This is a genomic window from Gammaproteobacteria bacterium (genome assembly GCA_030949385.1).
GTDB lineage: Bacteria > Pseudomonadota > Gammaproteobacteria > JAUZRS01 > JAUZRS01 > JAUZRS01.
The window spans coordinates 44,861-63,589 of sequence record JAUZSP010000003.1; the positions used below are offsets into that span (position 1 = coordinate 44,861).

Here is an 18,729-nt window from a genome sequence, read left to right on the forward strand (position 1 = left end):
CCGGGTCTTGCTCGTCTCTGGGTCTTGCTCGTCTCTGGGTCTTGCTCGTCTCTGGGTCTTGCTCGTCTCTGGGTCTTGCTCGTCTCTGGGTCTTGCTCGTCTCTGGGTCTTGCTCGTCATTCTCGGGTCTTGCTCGTCATTCCCGCGAAGGCGGGAATCCATACAAGACGATCAAACTCTCATGTGGATTCCCGCCTTCGCGGGAATGACGGAAGTTACGGAAGTTACGGGAATGACGATGCACTTATTTTTTAACAAACGACCTAACATCAGTTAATTAAGAGTAAATCCCCCAGTGAGAAAAAAATGCTAACCCGGATTATTTTTAAAGCCAGCCTCAGCGTATTAATCATCCTAGCCGCCACCGGCTACGGCAGTTACCTCACCACCGGCCAACTGCCCTTTGGACTGGAAGGCCTGAGTGTTAAAAAAGTAACAACTCCGCTGCAAAATCAATTCAGCAGCCTAAAAAATCAAGTTGAAAACATAACCGGCAGCGAAAAAAACAGCAGCGAAAGCGGCATTTATAAATGGCAAGACCAACAAGGCGAGTGGCACTACGGCGACGCACCGCCCAACACCGCCAGCGCCACCCCAATGCACATTAATCTACAACAAAATGTGATTAATGCTGTGACTGCGAAAAAGCCTCAGCACGAAGAAAAACCCACAGAAACCAGCCAAGCAGAAGAACCTTCCAGCGGCTCGGCCTACAGCCCCAGCACGGTGAAAAAACTCTTCAACGACGCACAAGGCTTGCAAGAGAAACTCAATGGCCGTTTTGCGCAGCAGCAGGAGTTGTTAAAGCCGCAATAAACAACATCAGCCCTAAAAAAATCACAACCAGTAACAATCTCTGACCAACCCAAAAACGCCCTCCTCACCCCCCTTCTCCCACCTTGCAGGGGAAATAAAAGAGGCGTATAACCAAGCCACTTTGATCGCCCCCCTCAGATTTTGCTAAAAATAAGCCAAAGGTGTCGTCTATGCTCAAATGGATACAACGATTTTTACACTGCTGGAACCACAGCAACAGCCTAAAAACGCCTTCCCAAGCCAAAACAACCTCCTCAATCAAAACCCCAAAACCGGCTGCGGTACCTAAGCCCACACCGCCTGCCATCACTCTATTTAAAGCAGAACAACGCGCCTTTGAGCAGTTCCAACAGATCAGCGAAGAGACCCAAGCGGCGCTTAAAGGCATCTTCAAAGACCGCTCCCCCAGTGGGTTTCTCGCCTGCGGTTTACAAGAAAAAAACATCCTCAGCTTCTGGGACTACTGCAAAACCCGCCTGATCGAAAACCCCGATGACGAAGCCGAGCGGCTGGCGGCGCTGTTTGCGTTCTTTTTCCAGCGTTATTTGTTGGCTTACCCCAACGCCCAAACCCAAACCGTCACCGTCGGCGAACGTTTTGACCCCCTGCAACACATCCGCACCCCCAGCAGCCCCGTCAGCGGCACCGTTAGCCGCGTGGTGCTGGCAGGCTGGATCAACCGCAAAACCGATAAAATTGTTAAATTAAGCCTAGTGGAGCTAAGCGCATGAGTCACCCAACCCAAACCGTTCAACAAGCCCAACTGCCCAACACAGTCTTAGAAAACATACGGCCTGACCATGAAAATATACTGTCTGACTCTTATCAACAGATCTGGGATGAAACCGAAAAAAAAGCCGTGGCCTTGATGGCAAAAACGTGGGTGACGTTCTCCCGTGAGCATCTGCTCTACGACGACCGCATTCAAGCCCTCTGGAGTTACGACAGTAAGAAGAAACGACTTTTCACGCCAATACCATTAAATAACAGCGACAATTTAAACGCAGCTCACGAGGCCATCACTAAACAGTATGCGCACCACGGCGCGGCGATTCAACAGGCTCAGCTCAGCCCACCCACCGCCACCGAATTAAAAACCTCCCTCTACCAGCAGAGCAACACCCCCTTTGCTCTGACAAATCAACGCCCCAAGGGTCATTACAACTGGTGCTACCAAACAGAATCCAAACTGCGTGCAAAAGATTTAGATGCAGGTTGTTGGAATAGCAACCCCTCCAGTGGACAGCTCTGCCCCTTACTGCCTTTGGGTCAGCGAGACAACCGCTTTGCCCTCAGCTCAACTGAGCGGTTGGCCGCTTGGCTGCAACACAATTTGTTGCCTGACGCACTGGCCGCTGACGACGGTTATCTCTTTCTGCTGCGCTTCAACAGCGCAGAGGCGCTGTTGAACGGCTTTTCACGCCACCCCAGTCCAAAAACAAGACGGTTTTCTTCACACACTTGCCGAAGTTCAAGCACAACACCAACAACAGCATCATCATCGAACACCTCAAAAACGACGACCTGCGCCGTGCCGATCTGCAAGCCCACGACGAGAAAATATTCACCGACATCGAACAAGGACACTGGGCGCTCTGCCCCAGCAACCCCGCCTCCGATCAGGCTACTTTGCCGCTTGATCCGCCCTTGGTCGCCCGCAACCCCGCCAGCGACATCAACAGCGGTGTGGTGGGCATCGACTTCGGCACCAAAAGCACCGTCGTGGTCTGCCAAAAAGGAACCATCCAAATCCAACCGATGCGTATTGGCACCGGCAACCTGAGCAACGCCATTGAAGCGCAACACTACGAAAACCCCACCATCATGGCTTTTCATGACCTGAGCCAATTCATCAGCGACTACCAGAGCCAAGCCGGTCGCCCAGAGACCCGCTGGCACGACCTGACCGTCTCACACACCGCCTTCCGTGATTTAATGGACGGCCACTCCAGCGACTTCAGCGCCTTTTTGAGCGACTTAAAACAGTGGGCCGGCACCAGTGGCAAAAAAATCAAAGTGGTGGATAAAAAACAGCAGATATTCGAGTTCCCCGAGTTTTTAGAACTCGACGACGACGACATCAACCCCATCGAACTTTACGCCTACTATTTGGGGCTTTACATCAACACCCCGCGCAACGGCATTTTCATGGATTATATTTTGTCCTTTCCCGTCACCTATGAACTCGCCATCCGTGACAAAATCATCCAAAGCTTTGAGCGCGGCATCAAAAAATCACTGCCCCAATCGCTGCACCAACAGCCCGAACAGATGGCCAAACTGCGGGTCAGCAAAGGTGCCAGCGAACCCGCCGCCTACGCCGTCATCGCCCTGCAAGAGTACGACTTTGAGCCAGAAGAGGATGAGCGCGTTTTTTATGGCGTGTTTGATTTTGGCGGCGGCACCACCGATTTTGATTTTGGCCTCTACCGCGACGCCTGCGAAAACACAGAATCCCGTTACGACTACGCCATTGAACATTTTGGCGCGGGTGGTGATCGTTATCTGGGCGGGGAAAACCTGCTCGCACTGCTCGCCTTTGAGATCTTTAAACACAATCAGGAAAAACTCCGCACGGCGCAGATTCAATTTACCCAGCCGCCCGAAACACCGCTTTTTTGGGTTCAGAAGCCCTGCTAAGCCCCTCCCGCGAAGCAAAAATGAACAGCAAAAATCTAATGGAGGCGCTGCGCGGATTTTGGGAGCAAGACCCCGAAAAAGCAGACACCTATCAGAACGGCAGTTTGGAGATCAACCTGTTTAATGCCCAAGGAAACGAGCAGGCCAGTTTTGAGCTGGACATCGACGCGGAACAGATGAAAAAGACCTTATATGAGCGCATCGAACGCGGCGTGGTGAATTTCTTTGAGAGCCTGCGACTGGCCTTTTCCAACCAAGCCTTTGACCTCAAAGAGATCGACTGCGTACAGCTCTTTTTGGCCGGTAACTCCAGCAAATCGCCGTGGGTCAGCGAACTGTTCGAGCAGGAAATGGCGCGAGTCATAGAAGAGATGCAACAAGAAAACCTCAAGGCCGATGACTTTTTAAGCTCCACCCCAGCCTGAGCAGCGATGAGCTGGATCGACCCACGGGCAAAACCGGCGTGGCCTACGGTTTGATTGAGACCCGCCCAGGAGGTGACGTGTTGGTGATTGATCACAACGTCAAAGAGGAGATCGCCTTTAAATATTACCTTGGCCGTTCACGCAAGAAAAAATTCAAATTGATTGTGGATCGCCACTCGCCCTACCATCAATGGATTCAATTTATTGATGCCAGTCAAACCGATTTTGAAATTTATTACAGCAGCGTTTCAGCGGTCAGCACCAATAAAATCCCCATCGGGGACAACAGCATCCAGCGTTTACGCTTGAGCATCGAGCAAGCGCACAGCAGCGCCCACGTCTATCTGCGCCCCATTTCACCCAGCGAAATTGAGTACGTGGTGGCAGATCAAAACGGCATTGAAAGCCAAGCCTACCTCAGTGACATCCAGACGGTAGCCATTTAAATGGATTTTTTTAATAAGGAAAAAAACATGACTAAAACTGATTTTTTAACGTTTCTCGACGATCCTGAAGTACGCGCTAAAATCTGCGAGATCTGTGCGGAACACGCATCACTCACACGTTCTGATCCTAACCTCCTCGATGCCCTAAAAAAAGAGGGTCTACGACAAACACAACAGATCGAGCAGCAACGCAGTGAAATCGAAAACAGCCCAGTGAAAAGCAGCGCAGCGAAATTGAAAAGCAGCGCAGCGAAATTGAAAAGCAGCGCAGCGAAATTGAAAAGCAGCGCAGTGAAATCGAAAAGCAGCGCAGCGAAATCGAGCAACAACAAGACAAACTCGACGCTGAAGAAAAAACCAATACCGACCTTCAGCGCCAAGTCGATGCCCTAGAAAACGACAGCACAACGCACACTCAAAAAATCAATCAGCAGCGCAGCGAAATCGAGCAACTGAAAAACAAACTCGACGCTGAAGAAAAAACCAACACCGAACTCCAGAGCCAAGTCGATGCCCTAAAAAACGACTACACAGCACACAAGCAAACAATCGAGCAACAGAAAAACAAACTCGACACTGAAAAACAGACCAACGCGGACCTCCAAGACAAACTCAACAACACAGAAAAAAAATTGCACACATACGAACAGCAATTTAGCGCAGAACAACACGCCTTTGAGCAGTTCCAACAGATCAGCGAAGAGACCCAAGCGGCGCTTAAAGGCATCTTCAAAGACCGCTCCCCCAGTGGGTTTCTCGCCTGCGGTTTACAAGAAAAAAACATCCTCAGCTTCTGGGACTACTGCAAAACCCGCCTGATCGAAAACCCCGATGACGAAGCCGAGCGGCTGGCGGCGCTGTTTGCGTTCTTTTTCCAGCGTTATTTGCTGGCTTACCCCAACGCCCAAATCCAAACCGTCACCGTCGGCGAACGTTTTGACCCCCTGCGCCACATCCGCACCCCCAGCAGCCCCGTCAGCGGCACCGTTAGCCGCGTGGTGCTGGCAGGCTGGATTAACCGCAAAACCGATAAAATTGTTAAATTAAGCCTAGTGGAGCTAAGCGCATGAGTCACCCAACCCAAACCGTTCAACAAGCCCAACTGCCCAACACAGTCTTAGAAAACATACGGCCTGACCATGAAAATATACTGTCTGACTCTTATCAACAGATCTGGGATGAAACCGAAAAAAAAGCCGTGGCCTTGATGGCAAAAACGTGGGTGACGTTCTCCCGTGAGCATCTGCTCTACGACGACCGCATTCAAGCCCTCTGGAGTTACGACAGCTCAGAAGAAACACTTTTTCACTCCAATAACCCTCTACAGACAGAGATGATTTAATTGCAGCTCACGAGGCCATTGCTGAACACTGCGCGCACCATGAAATGACACGACAGGCTCAGCTCAGCCCACCCACCGCCACCGAATTAAAAACCTCCCTCTACCAGCAGAGCAACACCCCCTTTGCTCTGACAAATCAACGCCCCCATTACAGCTGTTATTGGTGCTACCAAACAGAATCCAAACTGCGTGCAAAAGATTTAGATGCAGGTTGTTGGAATAAGCTCCCTCCAGTGGACAGCTCTGCCCCTTACTGCCTTTGGGTCAGCGAGACAACCGCTTTGCCCTCAGCTCAACTGAGCGGTTGGCCGCTTGGCTGCAACACAATTTGTTGCCTGACGCACTGGCCGCTGACGACGGTTATCTCTTTCTGCTGCGCTTCAACACCCTTGCGGCGCTGTTAACGGCTTTTCACGCCACCCCAGTCAAAAAACAAGACGGTTTTCTTCACACCTTGCCGAAGTTCAAGCACAAGCACCAACAACAGCATCATCATCGAACACCTCAAAAACGACGACCTGCGCCGTGCCGATCTGCAAGCCCACGACGAGAAAATATTCACCGACATCGAACAAGGACACTGGGCGCTCTGGCCCAGCAACCCCGCCTCCGATCAGGCTACTTTGCCGCTTGATCCGCCCTTGGTCGCCCGCAACCCCGCCAGCGACATCAACAGCGGTGTGGTGGGCATCGACTTCGGCACCAAAAGCACCGTCGTGGTCTGCCAAAAAGAGACCACCCAAATTCAACCCATGCGTATTGGTGGTGGCCAATTAAACAACGGTGTTCATGCCCATCAGTACGAAAACCCCACCATCATGGCTTTTCATGACCTGAGCCAATTCATCAGCGACTACCAGAGCCAAGCCGGTCGCCCCGAGACCCGCTGGCAAGACCTGACCGTCTCTCACACCGCCTTCAACGATTTGATGAACAGCCACTCCAGCGACTTCAGCGCCTTTTTGAGCGACTTAAAACAGTGGGCCGGCACCAGTGGCAAAAAAATCAAAGTGGTGGATAAAAAACAGCAGATATTCGAGTTCCCCGAGTTTTTAGAACTCGACGACGACGACCTCAACCCCATCGAACTTTACGCCTACTATTTGGGGCTTTACATCAACACCCCGCGCAACGGCATCTTTATGGATTACATTTTATCCTTCCCCGTCACCTATGAACTCGCCATCCGTGACAAAATCATCCAAAGCTTTGAGCGCGGCATCAAAAAATCACTGCCCCAATCGCTGCACCAACAGCCCGAACAGATGGCCAAACTGCGGGTCAGCAAAGGTGCCAGCGAACCCGCCGCCTACGCCGTCATCGCCCTGCAAGAGTACGACTTTGAGCCAGAAGAGGATGAGCGTATTTTTTATGGCGTGTTTGATTTTGGCGGTGGCACCACCGATTTTGATTTTGGCCTCTACCGCGACGCCTGCGAAAACACAGAATCCCGTTACGACTACGCCATTGAACATTTTGGCGCGGGTGGTGATCGTTATCTGGGCGGGGAAAACCTGCTCGAACTGCTTGCTTTTGAGGTTTTCAAAAGCAACCAAAATAATCTCAGCGCGAGCAACATACAATTTACCCAGCCGCCCGAAACCAAAACATTTTTGGGGCATGAAACTCTGCTAAGCCAATCCCGCGAAGCCAAAATGAACAGCAAAACCCTGATGGAAGCCTTGCGCGGTTTTTGGGAACAAGACCCCGAGTTAGCCGAGTCTTATCAAAACGGCAGTTTGGAAATCAACCTCTTCAACACGCAGGGCGAGATGCACACCAATTTTGAGCTGGACATCAATGCCGAAGCAGATGCAGGACATTTTGTACCAACGGATCAAACGCGGAGTGGTGAATTTCTTTGAAAGCCTGCGTTTGGCGTTTTCAAACCAACAGCTCAAATTGCACACCATCAACACCATTCAGATCTTTTTAGCAGGCAACTCCAGCAAATCACCGTGGGTCACAGAACTGTTCGAGATCGAAATGATGCGAGTCAGCGCAGAGATGCAAGAAAAAGGCATTGAGATAGATGACTTTTTTACACTCCACCCTTGCCTAAGCTCGGATCAGTTGGACAAACCCAACGGCAAAACCGGCGTGGCTTACGGCTTGATCGAAACCAGTCCCGACGGTGTTATTTTGGTCATTGACCACAACGTCAAAGAGGAGATCGCGTTTAAATATTATCTCGGACAAGAGACGAAGAAAAATTCAGAGTCGATTTTGGATCGCCAAGATGCCTATCATCAATGGGTCGAGTTTATTGATGCCAGCCAAACCAACTTCAAACTGTTTTACAGCAGCACTTCAACAGTCAGCACCAATAACGTGCGTACCAGCGACCCCAGCATTCAATTACGACGTTTGCGCATCGAACAGACGCATGAGAATGCTCACGTCTATCTGCGCCCCATTTCACCCAGCGAAATTGAGTACGTGGTTGCGCACAGAAACGACATCGAAAATCAAACCTATCTCAGCGAGATTAAAAAGGTCAGCCTGTAAATGAAAAAGCAAACAGAACACAGCGTCATTAGCCTACTCAAACAAAACCTGAGCAGAGAAAAGAACCCCACATCCAACACACACTCAATTCAAAAATACACGCCACTGAAAACCGATGAAGTGATTTTCATCCATATCGAAGAGCTGACCTTTGAGCAAGAGTCACCGCGCCGAGAAGCCTTAGAAAACATCCTCAGCACCCTGACAATCGACGGCATACAACTGGTTTATTTACTCATCGGTGATGAAAATGGGGTCTCGTTTTATTTTGCCATTGCCAAAGATAAAAACCACACCACGGCCTTGGAGCTGGATGTCGATGATATTGGCCGTTATATTTTAAAACCGAGCATTGAAGGTAATTTCCGAGGCAGTAAAATAACCGAACAGAGTAAAAATAAAGCGCAGATCCTCGCCACCATCAACGGCATGAAACGCATCCAGCGGCTTGACGGTGTGCCAACGGTCAATACAGAAGACGGCTCTTTTCAAGGCGTAGATCGTTTGGTGGATGTCATGATGGGCGACCAATTTGTCCTCATGGTGTTGGCCTCCCCGCTGAATGAAGCAAGCATTGAGCAAATTGAAACCGATCTGTACGACATTCACAATACCTTGTCACCCAAAGCCAAAGAGTCCATCCAAGACAGTGAAGGCAGCAGCCTGACCAGTGGCACCAGCAAAACCTGGGGTACGTCCGACACCAGTGGCAGCAACAAGGGCAGCTCTACATCGCAGTCAACCAGCAGCTCAAAAGGCCAAACCACCGGCAGCTCCAGTGGAGAGACCATTGGTAGATCAGATGGAGAGACCGAAGGCGAAACAACAGGAGACAGTACGGGTGTTTCAAACACTAAAACCAAAGGCACCAGTGAAAAAGGCGGTTCAAGCTCTAGCACAAATTCAGGCGCTAAAGGCACCAGCCATACAAAAAACACCGGCACTTCTACCACCAAAAACACCGGTTCTTCTGTTTCCAAAAACACTGGGCAATCAAAATCCAGCAACACCGGCAGCTCCGACAGCAGCTCCACCTCCAGCAACAGCGGCACCTCAAATTCCAAAACAACAAACAACTCCGACAGCACCAACAGCTCCAACACCACCAACCAAGGCAGCAACAAAAGCCGCGAATTCACCGACAAACTGATCAACGAATGGTTGCAATACATTGATGAGGTGCTGCTCAAACGCCTGCATCACGGTCAAAAACGCGGTCTGTTCAACGCCTGCGCCTACCTTCTCGCCAATGAAAAAGGCACCTTAATTAAACTTGGCAACACCATGAAAGCCCTCTTTTCTGGCGACGAAAACAACAGAACCCCGCTCAGGCTTAGCCCGATTCATGCTGCAAACGAAATAGCCAACATCAAAAACTTGCAGCTCTCCACCGCCAACAGCACATTGACTCAAGCGCAGCAACAGAATCAACTGCTGCACTCAAAAAACAGCCCACAATACGCCCACTGGATGTCCAGCAGTGAGTTAAGCGTGATCATGGGCTTGCCACAAAAAGAAGTGGTCGGGCTGGCGCTGAAAGAGGAGGTTGAATTTGGTTTAAACATCAAAAAACAAAACCTAAAACAAGAAAACAAATTACTGCTCGGTCACTTGGTACACAGCGGCGGAGCGTTAAACATCAAAGTCCACATTGATAAAGCGCATCTCAACAAACACACCTTCGTCACTGGGGTGACGGGCAGCGGCAAAACCAGCACCTGCCTGCGCCTGCTGGACTCGGCACAGATGCCCTTTTTGGTTATCGAACCGGCCAAAACCGAGTATCGAATTTTAACTCAAAAACACGATGATATTTTAATCTTCACCCTCGGTGATGATCGTGTGGCACCGTTTCGACTCAACCCCTTTGAGTTTTTTCCAGGCGAAAACATTACCGCTCGGGTCGATATGATCAAGGCCACCATCGAAGCGGCCTTTGACATGGAGGCGGCCATCCCGCAACTGATCGAGGCGGCCCTTTACCAATGTTATGAAGACTGCGGCTGGGACATCGCCAGCTCCACCAACAGCCGCTTTAATGATCCCTTCGCCGACGGCGTGTTTGCCTTTCCCACCTTGCAAGATCTGATTAATCAGACCGAAACAGTCGCCGAACAACAGGGCTTTGATGAACGCCTGAAAAAAGATTACATCGGCTCGATCAAAGCACGCCTGCAGAGCCTGCTGATTGGTGCCAAAGGCTTTATGCTCAACACCCCCCGCTCGATTAACTTCCTTGAATTGATTGAAAAAAACGTCATTCTGGAGTTAGAAGAGATCAAAAATGGCAATGAAAAATCCCTCATCATGGGCTTTGTACTGATCAATCTTAACGAGGCCATCAAACAGAAATACAAGCAATACAAACAGCAGGGTCAAACCTTCAAACACATCACTCTGATTGAAGAGGCGCATCGGCTGCTGGCCAAATACACCCCTGGCGACAATCCGAGTAAAAAACTGGCCGTCGAAACCTTTACCGACATGCTCGCCGAAGTGCGTAAATACGGTGAGTCTTTGGTGATCGTCGATCAAATCCCCGACAAACTCACCCCCGAGGTGTTAAAAAACACCAACATGAAGATCGTCCACAAACTGTTTGCGCAGGACGATAAAAACGCCATCGGCAATACGATGGCACTGGACGATGAACAGAAACAGTTCTTATCCAATCTGGAAACCGGCCAAGCGATCATCTCTAACCAAGATTTTGCCAAACCGCTGCGGGTGAAAATCAAAGAGGTGCCCGACCTCAGCACCACCACCACCGAGTTAATCGACGAACAGACCATCCGCAATAACGCCCTGTGTTATTATCAGCAGCGTTACAAAAAGGGCTTGATATTGGGCTTAGAATTGAATGACAGCGAACCCTCCCTTGAGGAGATCGAACAGCATTTACAGATCAAAATCCTTGGGCTTGCCAAGGGTTGGCAACACCTCTGTTCTATAGCGGCCATTCAAAAAACCAGCGCCGATAATAAAGGCTTTCAGTTTGACCTAAAACAGTACCTCGAAGGCAATCGGCTCACAGGCGAGAAAAAAATCGATTTTGTGATTCACTATTTAAAACAACGCTTTTATAAACATAAAACAAAGGTTAGTCATGATGTTTTGGCGCTGTTTATAAAAGGCATTCTCGATGGCAGCAAACAAACCTTTGAGCTCCGAGAAAAGACGCTCTTAAAAATCAGACAATCACATTAAGGTAAAGGAGATTTAGTATGGGTTTTTGGAGTTCAGTTGGCGATTTCTGTAGCAGCGCCATCGAAGTGGTCAGTTCCGTCGCCTCTTCTATTGGTTCAAGCTTAGCCAAAGCTACCACCACTCTGCTTGAAATAGCCGGTCCTTATATTGGACCGATCAGCAACATTATTCGCATCATTGGGGTCTTTCTTGATGTCCTAACGCCCAATGACAAGCCAGAAGAGCTGGGTGCCAAAGCGATGCAAGCGGAAAAAAAGCCTGAAGATTTTGACAGCAATAACGACTACATTGATTACTTACGCAACGACATAGATTTGGATACAGAAAAATTTAACAACGCCACAGATGGAGAAAAAACGGCGTTCACTGCCGTTGGCAGTTCAATTACGCTCAAAGGCATTGAAGAGGTAAAAGGCTTTGACATCCCGCTCACCACTTGGCTTTCGCTGGCGCACTTAAAACTGGATAAAGAAAGTGATGTCGTAGAGGTCAATGCCATTCTAGACACCTTTAAAGAGGACAAATTAACGGATTTTTCCGGCTACATCGAAGGGAAATTAGACACCAGCAAGGAATTAGAGGTCGGTGATGCCTTGGTCAATATGTACCAAGAACTGGAACCGACCTTGAGCAAAGCAGAGATCGAACAAAAAGTGATTCAAATGGAGAAGGGGACACTCTGATGAGCAGCCATCACTACCTTCTGGTACAGCAAGACGGTGAAATTTCGGTCTATCATTACGCCGAGAAAACACTCACTCTGCTCAAGTTTAAAGGCGAAACCCAACAAGATTACGCCTCCGATCCTGAACGTTTTTGGCGGGCCTTTAAAGAAAAAATTGAATACCACGATGAAAAACTGGGGTTTATTGTTTTTTCCGATCAAGAAACCCTGAACATCCCTGACACCATTGTCCTTTGCGACAGCGATGATTTTCACCCAGCGGCATTAAGCAACGTCTATGAGCTGGGCGACCTTAGCCAGCTGAATCAATTCAGCCACCCGCCTCTGGTCGAATTTGATATCGCTGCTCTTGCCAACAATGCAAAAGAGACCGAAACCGAAGCCATCACAGCAACCAGCATCACCCCACAGGTTAAAGAAAAAACCGAGGTGATCGAGGTGGAAAATGCACCGATTCTAACCCCGCAAGATTTTTTCACCAAAAAAACCCGCGATTATAAAAATAGTTAAAGCAGAAAATCGGGGGTTAAGACGTTCACAGCGGAGTTAAGGTTTGCTTATTTTATCGGCGCAATGCCCTTTGGTTATTGCGCCCTACGCGGTTTTGAAATGCTCGCCCTCTGTTGGCTACCGAACTGTTATAAAAACATCCCCAACAAATCATTCAAAAACCGCCGTCCCAACTCCGTCGCTTTGATTTCCCGATGATCCCAATGCAGCAGACCTTTATCCACTGCCTGCTGCAACGGCTCGGCGATGATACTCAAGGGCAGACCGGTACGCTCCAAAAACAACGCACTGGCAACACCTTCGTTTAAACGCAAGGCGTTCATCATAAATTCCAAACCGATCTTCTTGCGCTCTAAATTTTCCTCGCCCGAAACGAAACCAGCCGCATGATCCGCCATGTACTGCGCGGGCTGGCGCTGTTTCCAGCGTCGCAAAACGCGATCCTCACCTGGTAGGGTCAACTTGCCGTGCGCGCCAGCACCAATGCCGAGATAATCGCCAAACTGCCAATAATTGAGGTTGTGCGCGCACTGCCGCCCCTCTTGCGCGTAAGCCGAAACCTCATAACCGCCGTAACCCGCCGTCTGCAACGTCTCAATGCCGCGCTCCTGCATGTTCCAGATGCGTTCATCGGGCGGCAAGGTCGGTGGTCGAGCGGCAAAGGCGGTATTGGGTTCAAGGGTCAATTGATAATAAGAGAGGTGCTGCGGTTGCAACGAGAGCGCCTGCTGCACATCGGCCAACGCCATCTGCTCCGTCTGTCCGGGCAGACCAAACATCAGATCCAAATTCACGTTCTCAAAACCGGCTTTATAAGCGATCTCTGCCGCTCGCAACGCCTCACGACCGTCGTGAACCCGCCCCAGCTTTTGCAGCATTTGATCATTAAAACTCTGCACCCCGATGGAAAGGCGATTGATGCCCAAGTCGTGAAATTCGGCAAACTTAGCCTGCTCAAAGGTACCCGGGTTGGCCTCCATCGTCACCTCCATGCCGCTGCGCGGATTGAGCAGCGCACGCACTTGGCTCAGCAGACGATCCAAGGCCTCTGGTGAAAACAAGCTCGGCGTACCGCCGCCAATAAAAATACTCTCCAATGAACGCCCCCACACATCGGGCAGGTCACGGCTTAAATCCGCAATCAAGGCATCGACATAGGCCATTTCCGGCAACGCCTTGGGCGCTGCGTGTGAGTTGAAATCACAATAAGGGCATTTTTGCAGACACCAAGGAATATGGATGTAGAGCGACAGAGGCAGTGCCGCAGTGAAATGAAACACCTAAGCGACCAACAAAGCCGTAACCGGCAGCCAAAATGACAGCCGCGTCACACCGGCCTTGCAGGACTCCACAGAGAACGTGCCGCCCTCAACTTCAATGGATGATTTAATCTTTTGTAATACCAACTCATGATCCCATGCGTGACTTTCAACTAGAAAATAAAAACGTTCGGTATGCTGCCATGCTCGAATTTTCAACTCAGAACCTGAGGAGGAGTGATAACGCTGGTGACTGAGGAGGCGGCCTAACACGGATTCTAGCCGTGGCCGATCAATCTCCGTCTGTGCCATAGAGGCAACTTGCTGATTCAGCATAATGTTTGTCTTCTGTTGCGTTTTAATGACCGCTTCCAGCGTCTCAATTGGCGTGTCTGCCGAATACCTTCCCTACGTTTGTCCTAAAGGGACTTCCGCTAGCAAGGCTAACGCACTTTTACAGGGGACAACAGTTAAAACTCTTTCAGTTCATAAGATCCTCTTAGCCAAAAAGCCATAACAGAACAGCATAACGCGCCGCTTTACCAAGCAAAATCGCCAACAGAGAAGAAAAAAAGGGAATGCGCAACCAACCCGCTGCGAGGCAAAGAGGATCCCCTACCAGCGGCAACCAAGAAAGCAGCAGCAGAGGCGCACCGTGTTTTTGCAACCAGTGGCTGGCGCGTTGCTGAGCCTCGCTCAACTGGCGTGTACCGTAACCCCGACTGATCCAATAACCCAGCAACCAAGAACTCACCCCACCGAGGGTATTGCCCAGCGTCGCCACCAGCAGCAGGCTTAAGGGTGAATAGCCGTTGCTGAGCAACAGCAACAGCAACACCTCAGAGCCTCCAGGAAAGAGGGTTGAAGAGATAAACGCACTGCCAAACAGACCCCACAGATTCAGATCCAACACTCAGCACACCCTATCGAGAAGGCAATGCCTCCTGTTCTGCAGCTTCACCATAAACAATGCGCGCCACATAAAGTGAGAGCAGTGCCACTAAAAATCCCCAAAGGGAAATGAGAGCGTAATTGTACGCCAATAAAACAAACAGAGCCGCACCGGTCACCATGTAACCAAAACGTTTGACCTCTTGATCACTGGCTCCCAGTAGGGGCAACAAGACAATCGCACAGTAGATGGCATAGACCCACAGCTGGGAAAAATAGGCATCATAAAGCAACTGCGTCTGATAGACGATGTTGCCCTCAACCACCATCACTTGTAACCAATCGTCACGCAAAAACATCGGCATGTAGAGCGACAAACCAAACAACAAACCCAATAACGACAGCAAGAGAAACTCCTCACGACGAGCAAAATCGGTCTCTAGTTGATAAACCGCATGGGGAATCCAAAACAACCAAAACAGATGAGAAAAAAACAGATAACCGTAGACCGCAGTGGTCGGCTCCAATAAGGGCCCTAGCGCCAGCTCCAACCAGATCTGCCCCTCCAGCGCCTGCTGAATACCAAACACCAACGGCAAACCCGCCAAAGCCATGTAACGCTTATCCCAATCAGAAGCGCGATTGATCGCATAGAGCCCAACAGGAATTAAAACAGCGGCACTCAAAAAACTGACCGTACTGGAAAAAAACATAATATGACCCATCCTTGATAAGTGGCTAACACCCTATCTATAGCTCACTGATGCAACAAATAAACAAAAGTGGCTATACAGCAGTTTAGAACTAGTCTAAACTTTTATCCGTGGCCTCTGTGGGCCCTATTTAAACCACCAAGAAGGTATCCTACGATGGACTTAAAAGGCAGCAAGACTGAGCAACACTTGAAAGACGCATTCGCTGGAGAATCCCAAGCAAACCGCCGTTACCTCTACTTCGCAGGAAAAGCAGACATCGAAGGTTACAACGACATCGCCGCCCTGTTCCGTTCCACCGCTGAAGGTGAAACCGGCCATGCACACGGTCATTTGGAATACTTAGAGCAGACCGGCGATCCCGCTACCGGCCTGCCCTTTGGTCCGACTGGCGACAACCTGAAATGCGCCGTTGCCGGTGAAACCCACGAGTACACCGACATGTACCCTGGAATGGCCAAAGACGCACGTAGCGAAGGTTTTGATGAAGTTGCTGATTGGTTTGAAACCTTAGCAAAAGCGGAACGTTCACACGCCAATCGTTATCAGAAAGCTCTGAACGAAATGGAATAAAGCGTTTCTCCGACCAGAGCCTGCTCTGGTCGGTTTTGATCAATTTGGAGATAGATTATGGCCGCCCGCGAAGGCAATCTCGAAGCCCCCACTCGCCACCCCCTTGATTGGAAAAACCCCGATTTCTACAACGAAGAGTCTCTCTTCAATGAATTGGAACGCGTCTTTGACCATTGCCACGGCTGTCGTCGTTGCGTCAGCCTGTGCCAATCCTTTCCGACTCTGTTTGATTTAGTCGATGAGTCAGAGACCTTTGAAGTCGATGGCGTTGCCAAAAAAGACTACTGGAAGGTGGTGGATCACTGCTATCTCTGTGACCTCTGTTACATGACCAAATGCCCCTACACGCCACCACACGAATGGAATATTGATTTCCCCCATCTGATGCTGCGCGCCAAGGCGGTTAAGTTTGAAAAAGGCGAGGTGAAAACCCGCGACAAAATTCTCACCAGCACCGACACCGTTGGCAAACTGGCAGGCATCCCCGTTATTGCGGGTCTTGTCAATGCCGCCAACCGTGCCAAACCAACACGCAAACTGTTGCAATCGGTGCTGGAGGTACACGAAGAAGCCCGTCTACCCGAATACCACAGCAAACCGCTGCGCAAACGCCTTTCGCACCTGATCGACAAACAGGCCGCCGGTACTCCCGCCGGGAAAACCACCGGCAAAGTGGCGCTGTTTGCCACTTGCTACGGCAACCGTAACGAACCCAAAATCGGCGAAGATCTGCTGGCGGTGTTTGAGCACAACGGCATCCCCGTCACGCTGGCGAAAAAAGAGCAGTGCTGCGGTATGCCCAAGCTGGAGCTGGGCGACCTTGAAGCGGTGCAAGCCGCCAAAGAGGCCAACATTCCGCAACTGGCCAAACTGGTAGATGAGGGCTGGGACATCATCGCTCCTGTGCCCTCTTGCGCTTTGATGTTCAAACAAGAATTACCGTTGATGTTCCCCGACGATGCCGAAGTGCAAAAAGTCGGCAAAGCCATTTACGACCCCTTTGAGTATTTGATGCACCGCTCCAAAGCCGGTCTGCTCAACACCGACTTTAAAACCCCACTGGGCAAAGTGGCCTACCACGCCGCCTGTCACCAGCGGGTGCAAAACGTCGGCGCGAAAACCCAGCAAGTGCTGGCGTTGATCCCCGACACCACCATCACCACCATCGCCCGTTGTTCTGGTCACGATGGCACCTACGCGGTGAAAAAAGAGTTTTACGATTCGGCAATGAAAATTGTCAAACCGGTGGTCAATCAAATCAAGCGCGCCGAGGCAGATCACTACGGCAGCGATTGCCCAATGGCAGGCCACCACATCGAACACGCGCTGAACGACGGCAGTGTCACCGAACACCCCATGAGTCTGCTACGCAAAGCGTACGACATCTGAATTTTAGGAAAAACATTATGAGCAAACTCAGCCACAGCGACCTCTACAGTCTGGAGCAGTACTCGCGGATTCGTCCCGAGTTTCGCACCACGGTGATGGAGCACAAAAAAAATCGTCACATTGAAATCGGTGAGCACGCCGGTCTCTATTTTGAAGACAACCTGACGATGAAATACCAAGTGCAGGAGATGCTGCGCATCGAACGCCTATTCGAAGCCGAGGCCATCCAAGACGAGCTGGATGTCTACAACGATCTGGTTCCCGACGGCGGCAATCTAAAAGCCACCTTTATGCTCGAATATTCTCAGATTGAAGAGCGCAAAAAAGCCTTGGCCAGCTTAGTTGGTGTGGAACACACCCTTTACATGCAGGTTGAAGGTTTTGATCCGGTCAAAGCGATTGCCAATGAAGATCTGGAACGCAGCACCGATGAAAAAACCTCAGCGGTGCATTTTGTCCGCTTTGAATTCAGTGCCGAGATGATTTCAGCATTGAAACAAGGCGCGGCTCTTTATGCCAGTATCGAGCATGAAAATTACCCTGAGCGGGTTAAATTAATGGGCAATCAACACAGTGCTCTGCTCGCGGATTTTGCCTAACATCAGCGACTCAATCCAACACTCTATTGACCACCGCCGAGGCCAGCATCAACCCCAACATCGCCGGTAAAAACGAAACAGTACCGTTCACCGAACGGGCACGACCACCCTCCACCGGCTGATGTTCGCTGCCCTTTTTCGGCAGCTCATCACTGAACACCACTGGATAATTCAAATCCGCTCCCAAACGCCGCAAGCGCCGACGCATCTCCCGCGCCAAAGGACAAACGTCGGTTTCTGCCAAGGTGCTTAATTTCACTTTACTGGCATCCAAACGCCCCCCCGCTCCCATTGCCGAAAAAACCGCAATGCCCTGCTGCTGACACTGCCAGACCAGATCCGCTTTGCAATGAATGCTGTCGATGCAATCAATCACCACATTGGTTTTTGACCCTTGCAACAACTCCACAATATTCTCAGGGCGAATAAACAAATCCTGCACACTTAACTCCAATTCAGGATTAATATCTCGCAGACGTTCGGCCATCACCTCGACCTTGGAGCGCCCCAAGGTGGAACGCAACGCCAACAGTTGCCGGTTTAGATTGGACTCCGCCACCGTATCGTGATCAACCAGCGTCATCTGGCCTACGCCCGCCCGCGCAATCGCCTCAGCAGCAAACCCACCCACCCCACCCAAACCCACCACCATCACTCGTGTTTTAGCCAGCTTTACCACACCTTGATGGCCAATCAGCAACTCGGTACGTTGCATTGCTTCACTCA

22 protein-coding genes are annotated in these 18,729 nt (G+C 50.4%); 17 read left to right on the forward strand and 5 right to left on the reverse strand.

The features are described 5' to 3' along the window. Positions 1-306: 306 nt before the first annotated feature. The 14 genes from Q9O24_03835 (at position 307) to Q9O24_03900 (ending at position 12,579) form a co-directional block, all read left to right on the forward strand. Positions 307-816, forward strand: coding sequence for a DUF4124 domain-containing protein (locus Q9O24_03835; protein MDQ7074282.1), 510 nt, complete (start codon positions 307-309; stop codon positions 814-816). A 170-nt stretch (positions 817-986) separates the two neighbouring features. After that, positions 987-1,547, forward strand: a complete 561-nt coding sequence (locus tag Q9O24_03840) for a hypothetical protein (GenBank protein MDQ7074283.1) — start codon at positions 987-989, stop codon at positions 1,545-1,547. A gap of 730 nt (positions 1,548-2,277) precedes the next feature. Next, on the forward strand, positions 2,278-3,456 hold the full coding sequence (locus tag Q9O24_03845) for a hypothetical protein (GenBank protein MDQ7074284.1): 1,179 nt from the start codon (positions 2,278-2,280) through the stop codon (positions 3,454-3,456). A gap of 20 nt (positions 3,457-3,476) precedes the next feature. Beyond that, on the forward strand, positions 3,477-3,881 hold the full coding sequence (locus tag Q9O24_03850) for a hypothetical protein (GenBank protein MDQ7074285.1): 405 nt from the start codon (positions 3,477-3,479) through the stop codon (positions 3,879-3,881). Between the two features lie 38 nt (positions 3,882-3,919). Further along, on the forward strand, positions 3,920-4,327 hold the full coding sequence (locus Q9O24_03855) for a hypothetical protein (GenBank protein ID MDQ7074286.1): 408 nt from the start codon (positions 3,920-3,922) through the stop codon (positions 4,325-4,327). Positions 4,328-4,354: 27 nt separating this feature from the next. Continuing rightward, positions 4,355-4,720, forward strand: a complete 366-nt coding sequence (locus Q9O24_03860) for a hypothetical protein (GenBank protein MDQ7074287.1) — start codon at positions 4,355-4,357, stop codon at positions 4,718-4,720. 239 nt (positions 4,721-4,959) lie between these two features. Next, positions 4,960-5,397: a hypothetical protein gene (locus Q9O24_03865; protein ID MDQ7074288.1), complete on the forward strand. Its 438-nt coding sequence runs from the start codon at positions 4,960-4,962 to the stop codon at positions 5,395-5,397. Beyond that, positions 5,394-5,669 (forward strand): hypothetical protein, encoded by a 276-nt coding sequence (locus tag Q9O24_03870; GenBank protein ID MDQ7074289.1) that lies wholly within the window; start codon positions 5,394-5,396, stop codon positions 5,667-5,669. The genes Q9O24_03865 and Q9O24_03870 overlap by 4 nt, the downstream gene beginning before the upstream one ends. Positions 5,670-5,928: 259 nt before the next feature. Further along, positions 5,929-6,303 carry a hypothetical protein gene (locus Q9O24_03875; protein MDQ7074290.1) on the forward strand — a complete coding sequence of 125 codons (375 nt, stop codon included), beginning with the start codon at positions 5,929-5,931 and terminating at the stop codon, positions 6,301-6,303. Continuing rightward, entirely contained in the window at positions 6,293-7,534 is a 1,242-nt protein-coding gene (locus Q9O24_03880; GenBank protein ID MDQ7074291.1) for a hypothetical protein, read from the forward strand. Before Q9O24_03875 ends, Q9O24_03880 begins: the two co-directional genes overlap by 11 nt. Then, positions 7,482-8,177: a hypothetical protein gene (locus Q9O24_03885; GenBank protein MDQ7074292.1), complete on the forward strand. Its 696-nt coding sequence runs from the start codon at positions 7,482-7,484 to the stop codon at positions 8,175-8,177. The genes Q9O24_03880 and Q9O24_03885 overlap by 53 nt, the downstream gene beginning before the upstream one ends. Next, on the forward strand, positions 8,178-11,384 hold the full coding sequence (locus tag Q9O24_03890) for an ATP-binding protein (protein MDQ7074293.1): 3,207 nt from the start codon (positions 8,178-8,180) through the stop codon (positions 11,382-11,384). Positions 11,385-11,401: 17 nt separating this feature from the next. Continuing rightward, positions 11,402-12,067, forward strand: coding sequence for a hypothetical protein (locus tag Q9O24_03895; protein MDQ7074294.1), 666 nt, complete (start codon positions 11,402-11,404; stop codon positions 12,065-12,067). After that, positions 12,067-12,579 (forward strand): hypothetical protein, encoded by a 513-nt coding sequence (locus tag Q9O24_03900; protein MDQ7074295.1) that lies wholly within the window; start codon positions 12,067-12,069, stop codon positions 12,577-12,579. The genes Q9O24_03895 and Q9O24_03900 overlap by 1 nt, the downstream gene beginning before the upstream one ends. A 128-nt stretch (positions 12,580-12,707) precedes the next feature. Here Q9O24_03900 and hemW read toward each other — a convergent pair whose 3' ends face one another. The 4 genes from hemW to Q9O24_03920 all read right to left on the reverse strand — a co-directional run bounded on the left by hemW (position 12,708) and on the right by Q9O24_03920 (position 15,442). Beyond that, positions 12,708-13,859, reverse strand: coding sequence for a radical SAM family heme chaperone HemW (gene hemW / locus Q9O24_03905; GenBank protein ID MDQ7074296.1), 1,152 nt, complete (start codon positions 13,857-13,859; stop codon positions 12,708-12,710). Next, positions 13,860-14,174: a hypothetical protein gene (locus Q9O24_03910; protein MDQ7074297.1), complete on the reverse strand. Its 315-nt coding sequence runs from the start codon at positions 14,172-14,174 to the stop codon at positions 13,860-13,862. A gap of 163 nt (positions 14,175-14,337) precedes the next feature. Next, positions 14,338-14,748 (reverse strand): YqaA family protein, encoded by a 411-nt coding sequence (locus Q9O24_03915; GenBank protein MDQ7074298.1) that lies wholly within the window; start codon positions 14,746-14,748, stop codon positions 14,338-14,340. A gap of 13 nt (positions 14,749-14,761) precedes the next feature. After that, positions 14,762-15,442 (reverse strand): hypothetical protein, encoded by a 681-nt coding sequence (locus Q9O24_03920; protein ID MDQ7074299.1) that lies wholly within the window; start codon positions 15,440-15,442, stop codon positions 14,762-14,764. Positions 15,443-15,598: 156 nt separating this feature from the next. Between Q9O24_03920 and Q9O24_03925 the strand changes: the two genes are divergently transcribed. The 3 genes from Q9O24_03925 to Q9O24_03935 are packed head-to-tail and all read left to right on the forward strand — an operon-like array spanning position 15,599 to position 18,003. Then, the gene (locus tag Q9O24_03925; protein ID MDQ7074300.1) at positions 15,599-16,015 is read left to right on the forward strand and encodes a rubrerythrin family protein; all 417 of its coding nucleotides are present in this window, start codon (positions 15,599-15,601) and stop codon (positions 16,013-16,015) included. Between the two features lie 57 nt (positions 16,016-16,072). Next, on the forward strand, positions 16,073-17,404 hold the full coding sequence (locus Q9O24_03930) for a heterodisulfide reductase-related iron-sulfur binding cluster (GenBank protein ID MDQ7074301.1): 1,332 nt from the start codon (positions 16,073-16,075) through the stop codon (positions 17,402-17,404). 17 nt (positions 17,405-17,421) lie between these two features. Continuing rightward, a complete protein-coding gene (locus Q9O24_03935) occupies positions 17,422-18,003 on the forward strand; it encodes a DUF3501 family protein (protein ID MDQ7074302.1) in 582 nt (193 codons plus the stop codon). A 10-nt stretch (positions 18,004-18,013) separates the two neighbouring features. Here the strand turns inward: Q9O24_03935 and Q9O24_03940 are convergent, their stop codons facing one another. Further along, positions 18,014-18,718 carry a tRNA threonylcarbamoyladenosine dehydratase gene (locus Q9O24_03940; GenBank protein MDQ7074303.1) on the reverse strand — a complete coding sequence of 235 codons (705 nt, stop codon included), beginning with the start codon at positions 18,716-18,718 and terminating at the stop codon, positions 18,014-18,016. Positions 18,719-18,729 lie beyond the last annotated feature (11 nt).

Bases quoted from the DNA above. Each gene is read 5' to 3' on its own strand.
- Q9O24_03835 (MDQ7074282.1), top strand. From the start codon at position 307: ATGCTAACCCGGATTATTTTTAAAGCCAGCCTCAGCGTATTAATCATC.
- Q9O24_03840 (MDQ7074283.1), top strand. From the start codon at position 987: ATGCTCAAATGGATACAACGATTTTTACACTGCTGGAACCACAGCAAC.
- Q9O24_03850 (MDQ7074285.1), top strand. From the start codon at position 3,477: ATGAACAGCAAAAATCTAATGGAGGCGCTGCGCGGATTTTGGGAGCAA.
- Q9O24_03860 (MDQ7074287.1), top strand. From the start codon at position 4,355: ATGACTAAAACTGATTTTTTAACGTTTCTCGACGATCCTGAAGTACGC.
- Q9O24_03870 (MDQ7074289.1), top strand. From the start codon at position 5,394: ATGAGTCACCCAACCCAAACCGTTCAACAAGCCCAACTGCCCAACACA.
- Q9O24_03885 (MDQ7074292.1), top strand. From the start codon at position 7,482: ATGCAGGACATTTTGTACCAACGGATCAAACGCGGAGTGGTGAATTTC.
- Q9O24_03890 (MDQ7074293.1), top strand. From the start codon at position 8,178: ATGAAAAAGCAAACAGAACACAGCGTCATTAGCCTACTCAAACAAAAC.
- Q9O24_03895 (MDQ7074294.1), top strand. From the start codon at position 11,402: ATGGGTTTTTGGAGTTCAGTTGGCGATTTCTGTAGCAGCGCCATCGAA.
- Q9O24_03900 (MDQ7074295.1), top strand. From the start codon at position 12,067: ATGAGCAGCCATCACTACCTTCTGGTACAGCAAGACGGTGAAATTTCG.
- Q9O24_03910 (MDQ7074297.1), bottom strand. From the start codon at position 14,174: ATGCTGAATCAGCAAGTTGCCTCTATGGCACAGACGGAGATTGATCGG.
- Q9O24_03920 (MDQ7074299.1), bottom strand. From the start codon at position 15,442: ATGTTTTTTTCCAGTACGGTCAGTTTTTTGAGTGCCGCTGTTTTAATT.
- Q9O24_03925 (MDQ7074300.1), top strand. From the start codon at position 15,599: ATGGACTTAAAAGGCAGCAAGACTGAGCAACACTTGAAAGACGCATTC.
- Q9O24_03930 (MDQ7074301.1), top strand. From the start codon at position 16,073: ATGGCCGCCCGCGAAGGCAATCTCGAAGCCCCCACTCGCCACCCCCTT.
- Q9O24_03935 (MDQ7074302.1), top strand. From the start codon at position 17,422: ATGAGCAAACTCAGCCACAGCGACCTCTACAGTCTGGAGCAGTACTCG.
- Q9O24_03940 (MDQ7074303.1), bottom strand. From the start codon at position 18,718: ATGCAACGTACCGAGTTGCTGATTGGCCATCAAGGTGTGGTAAAGCTG.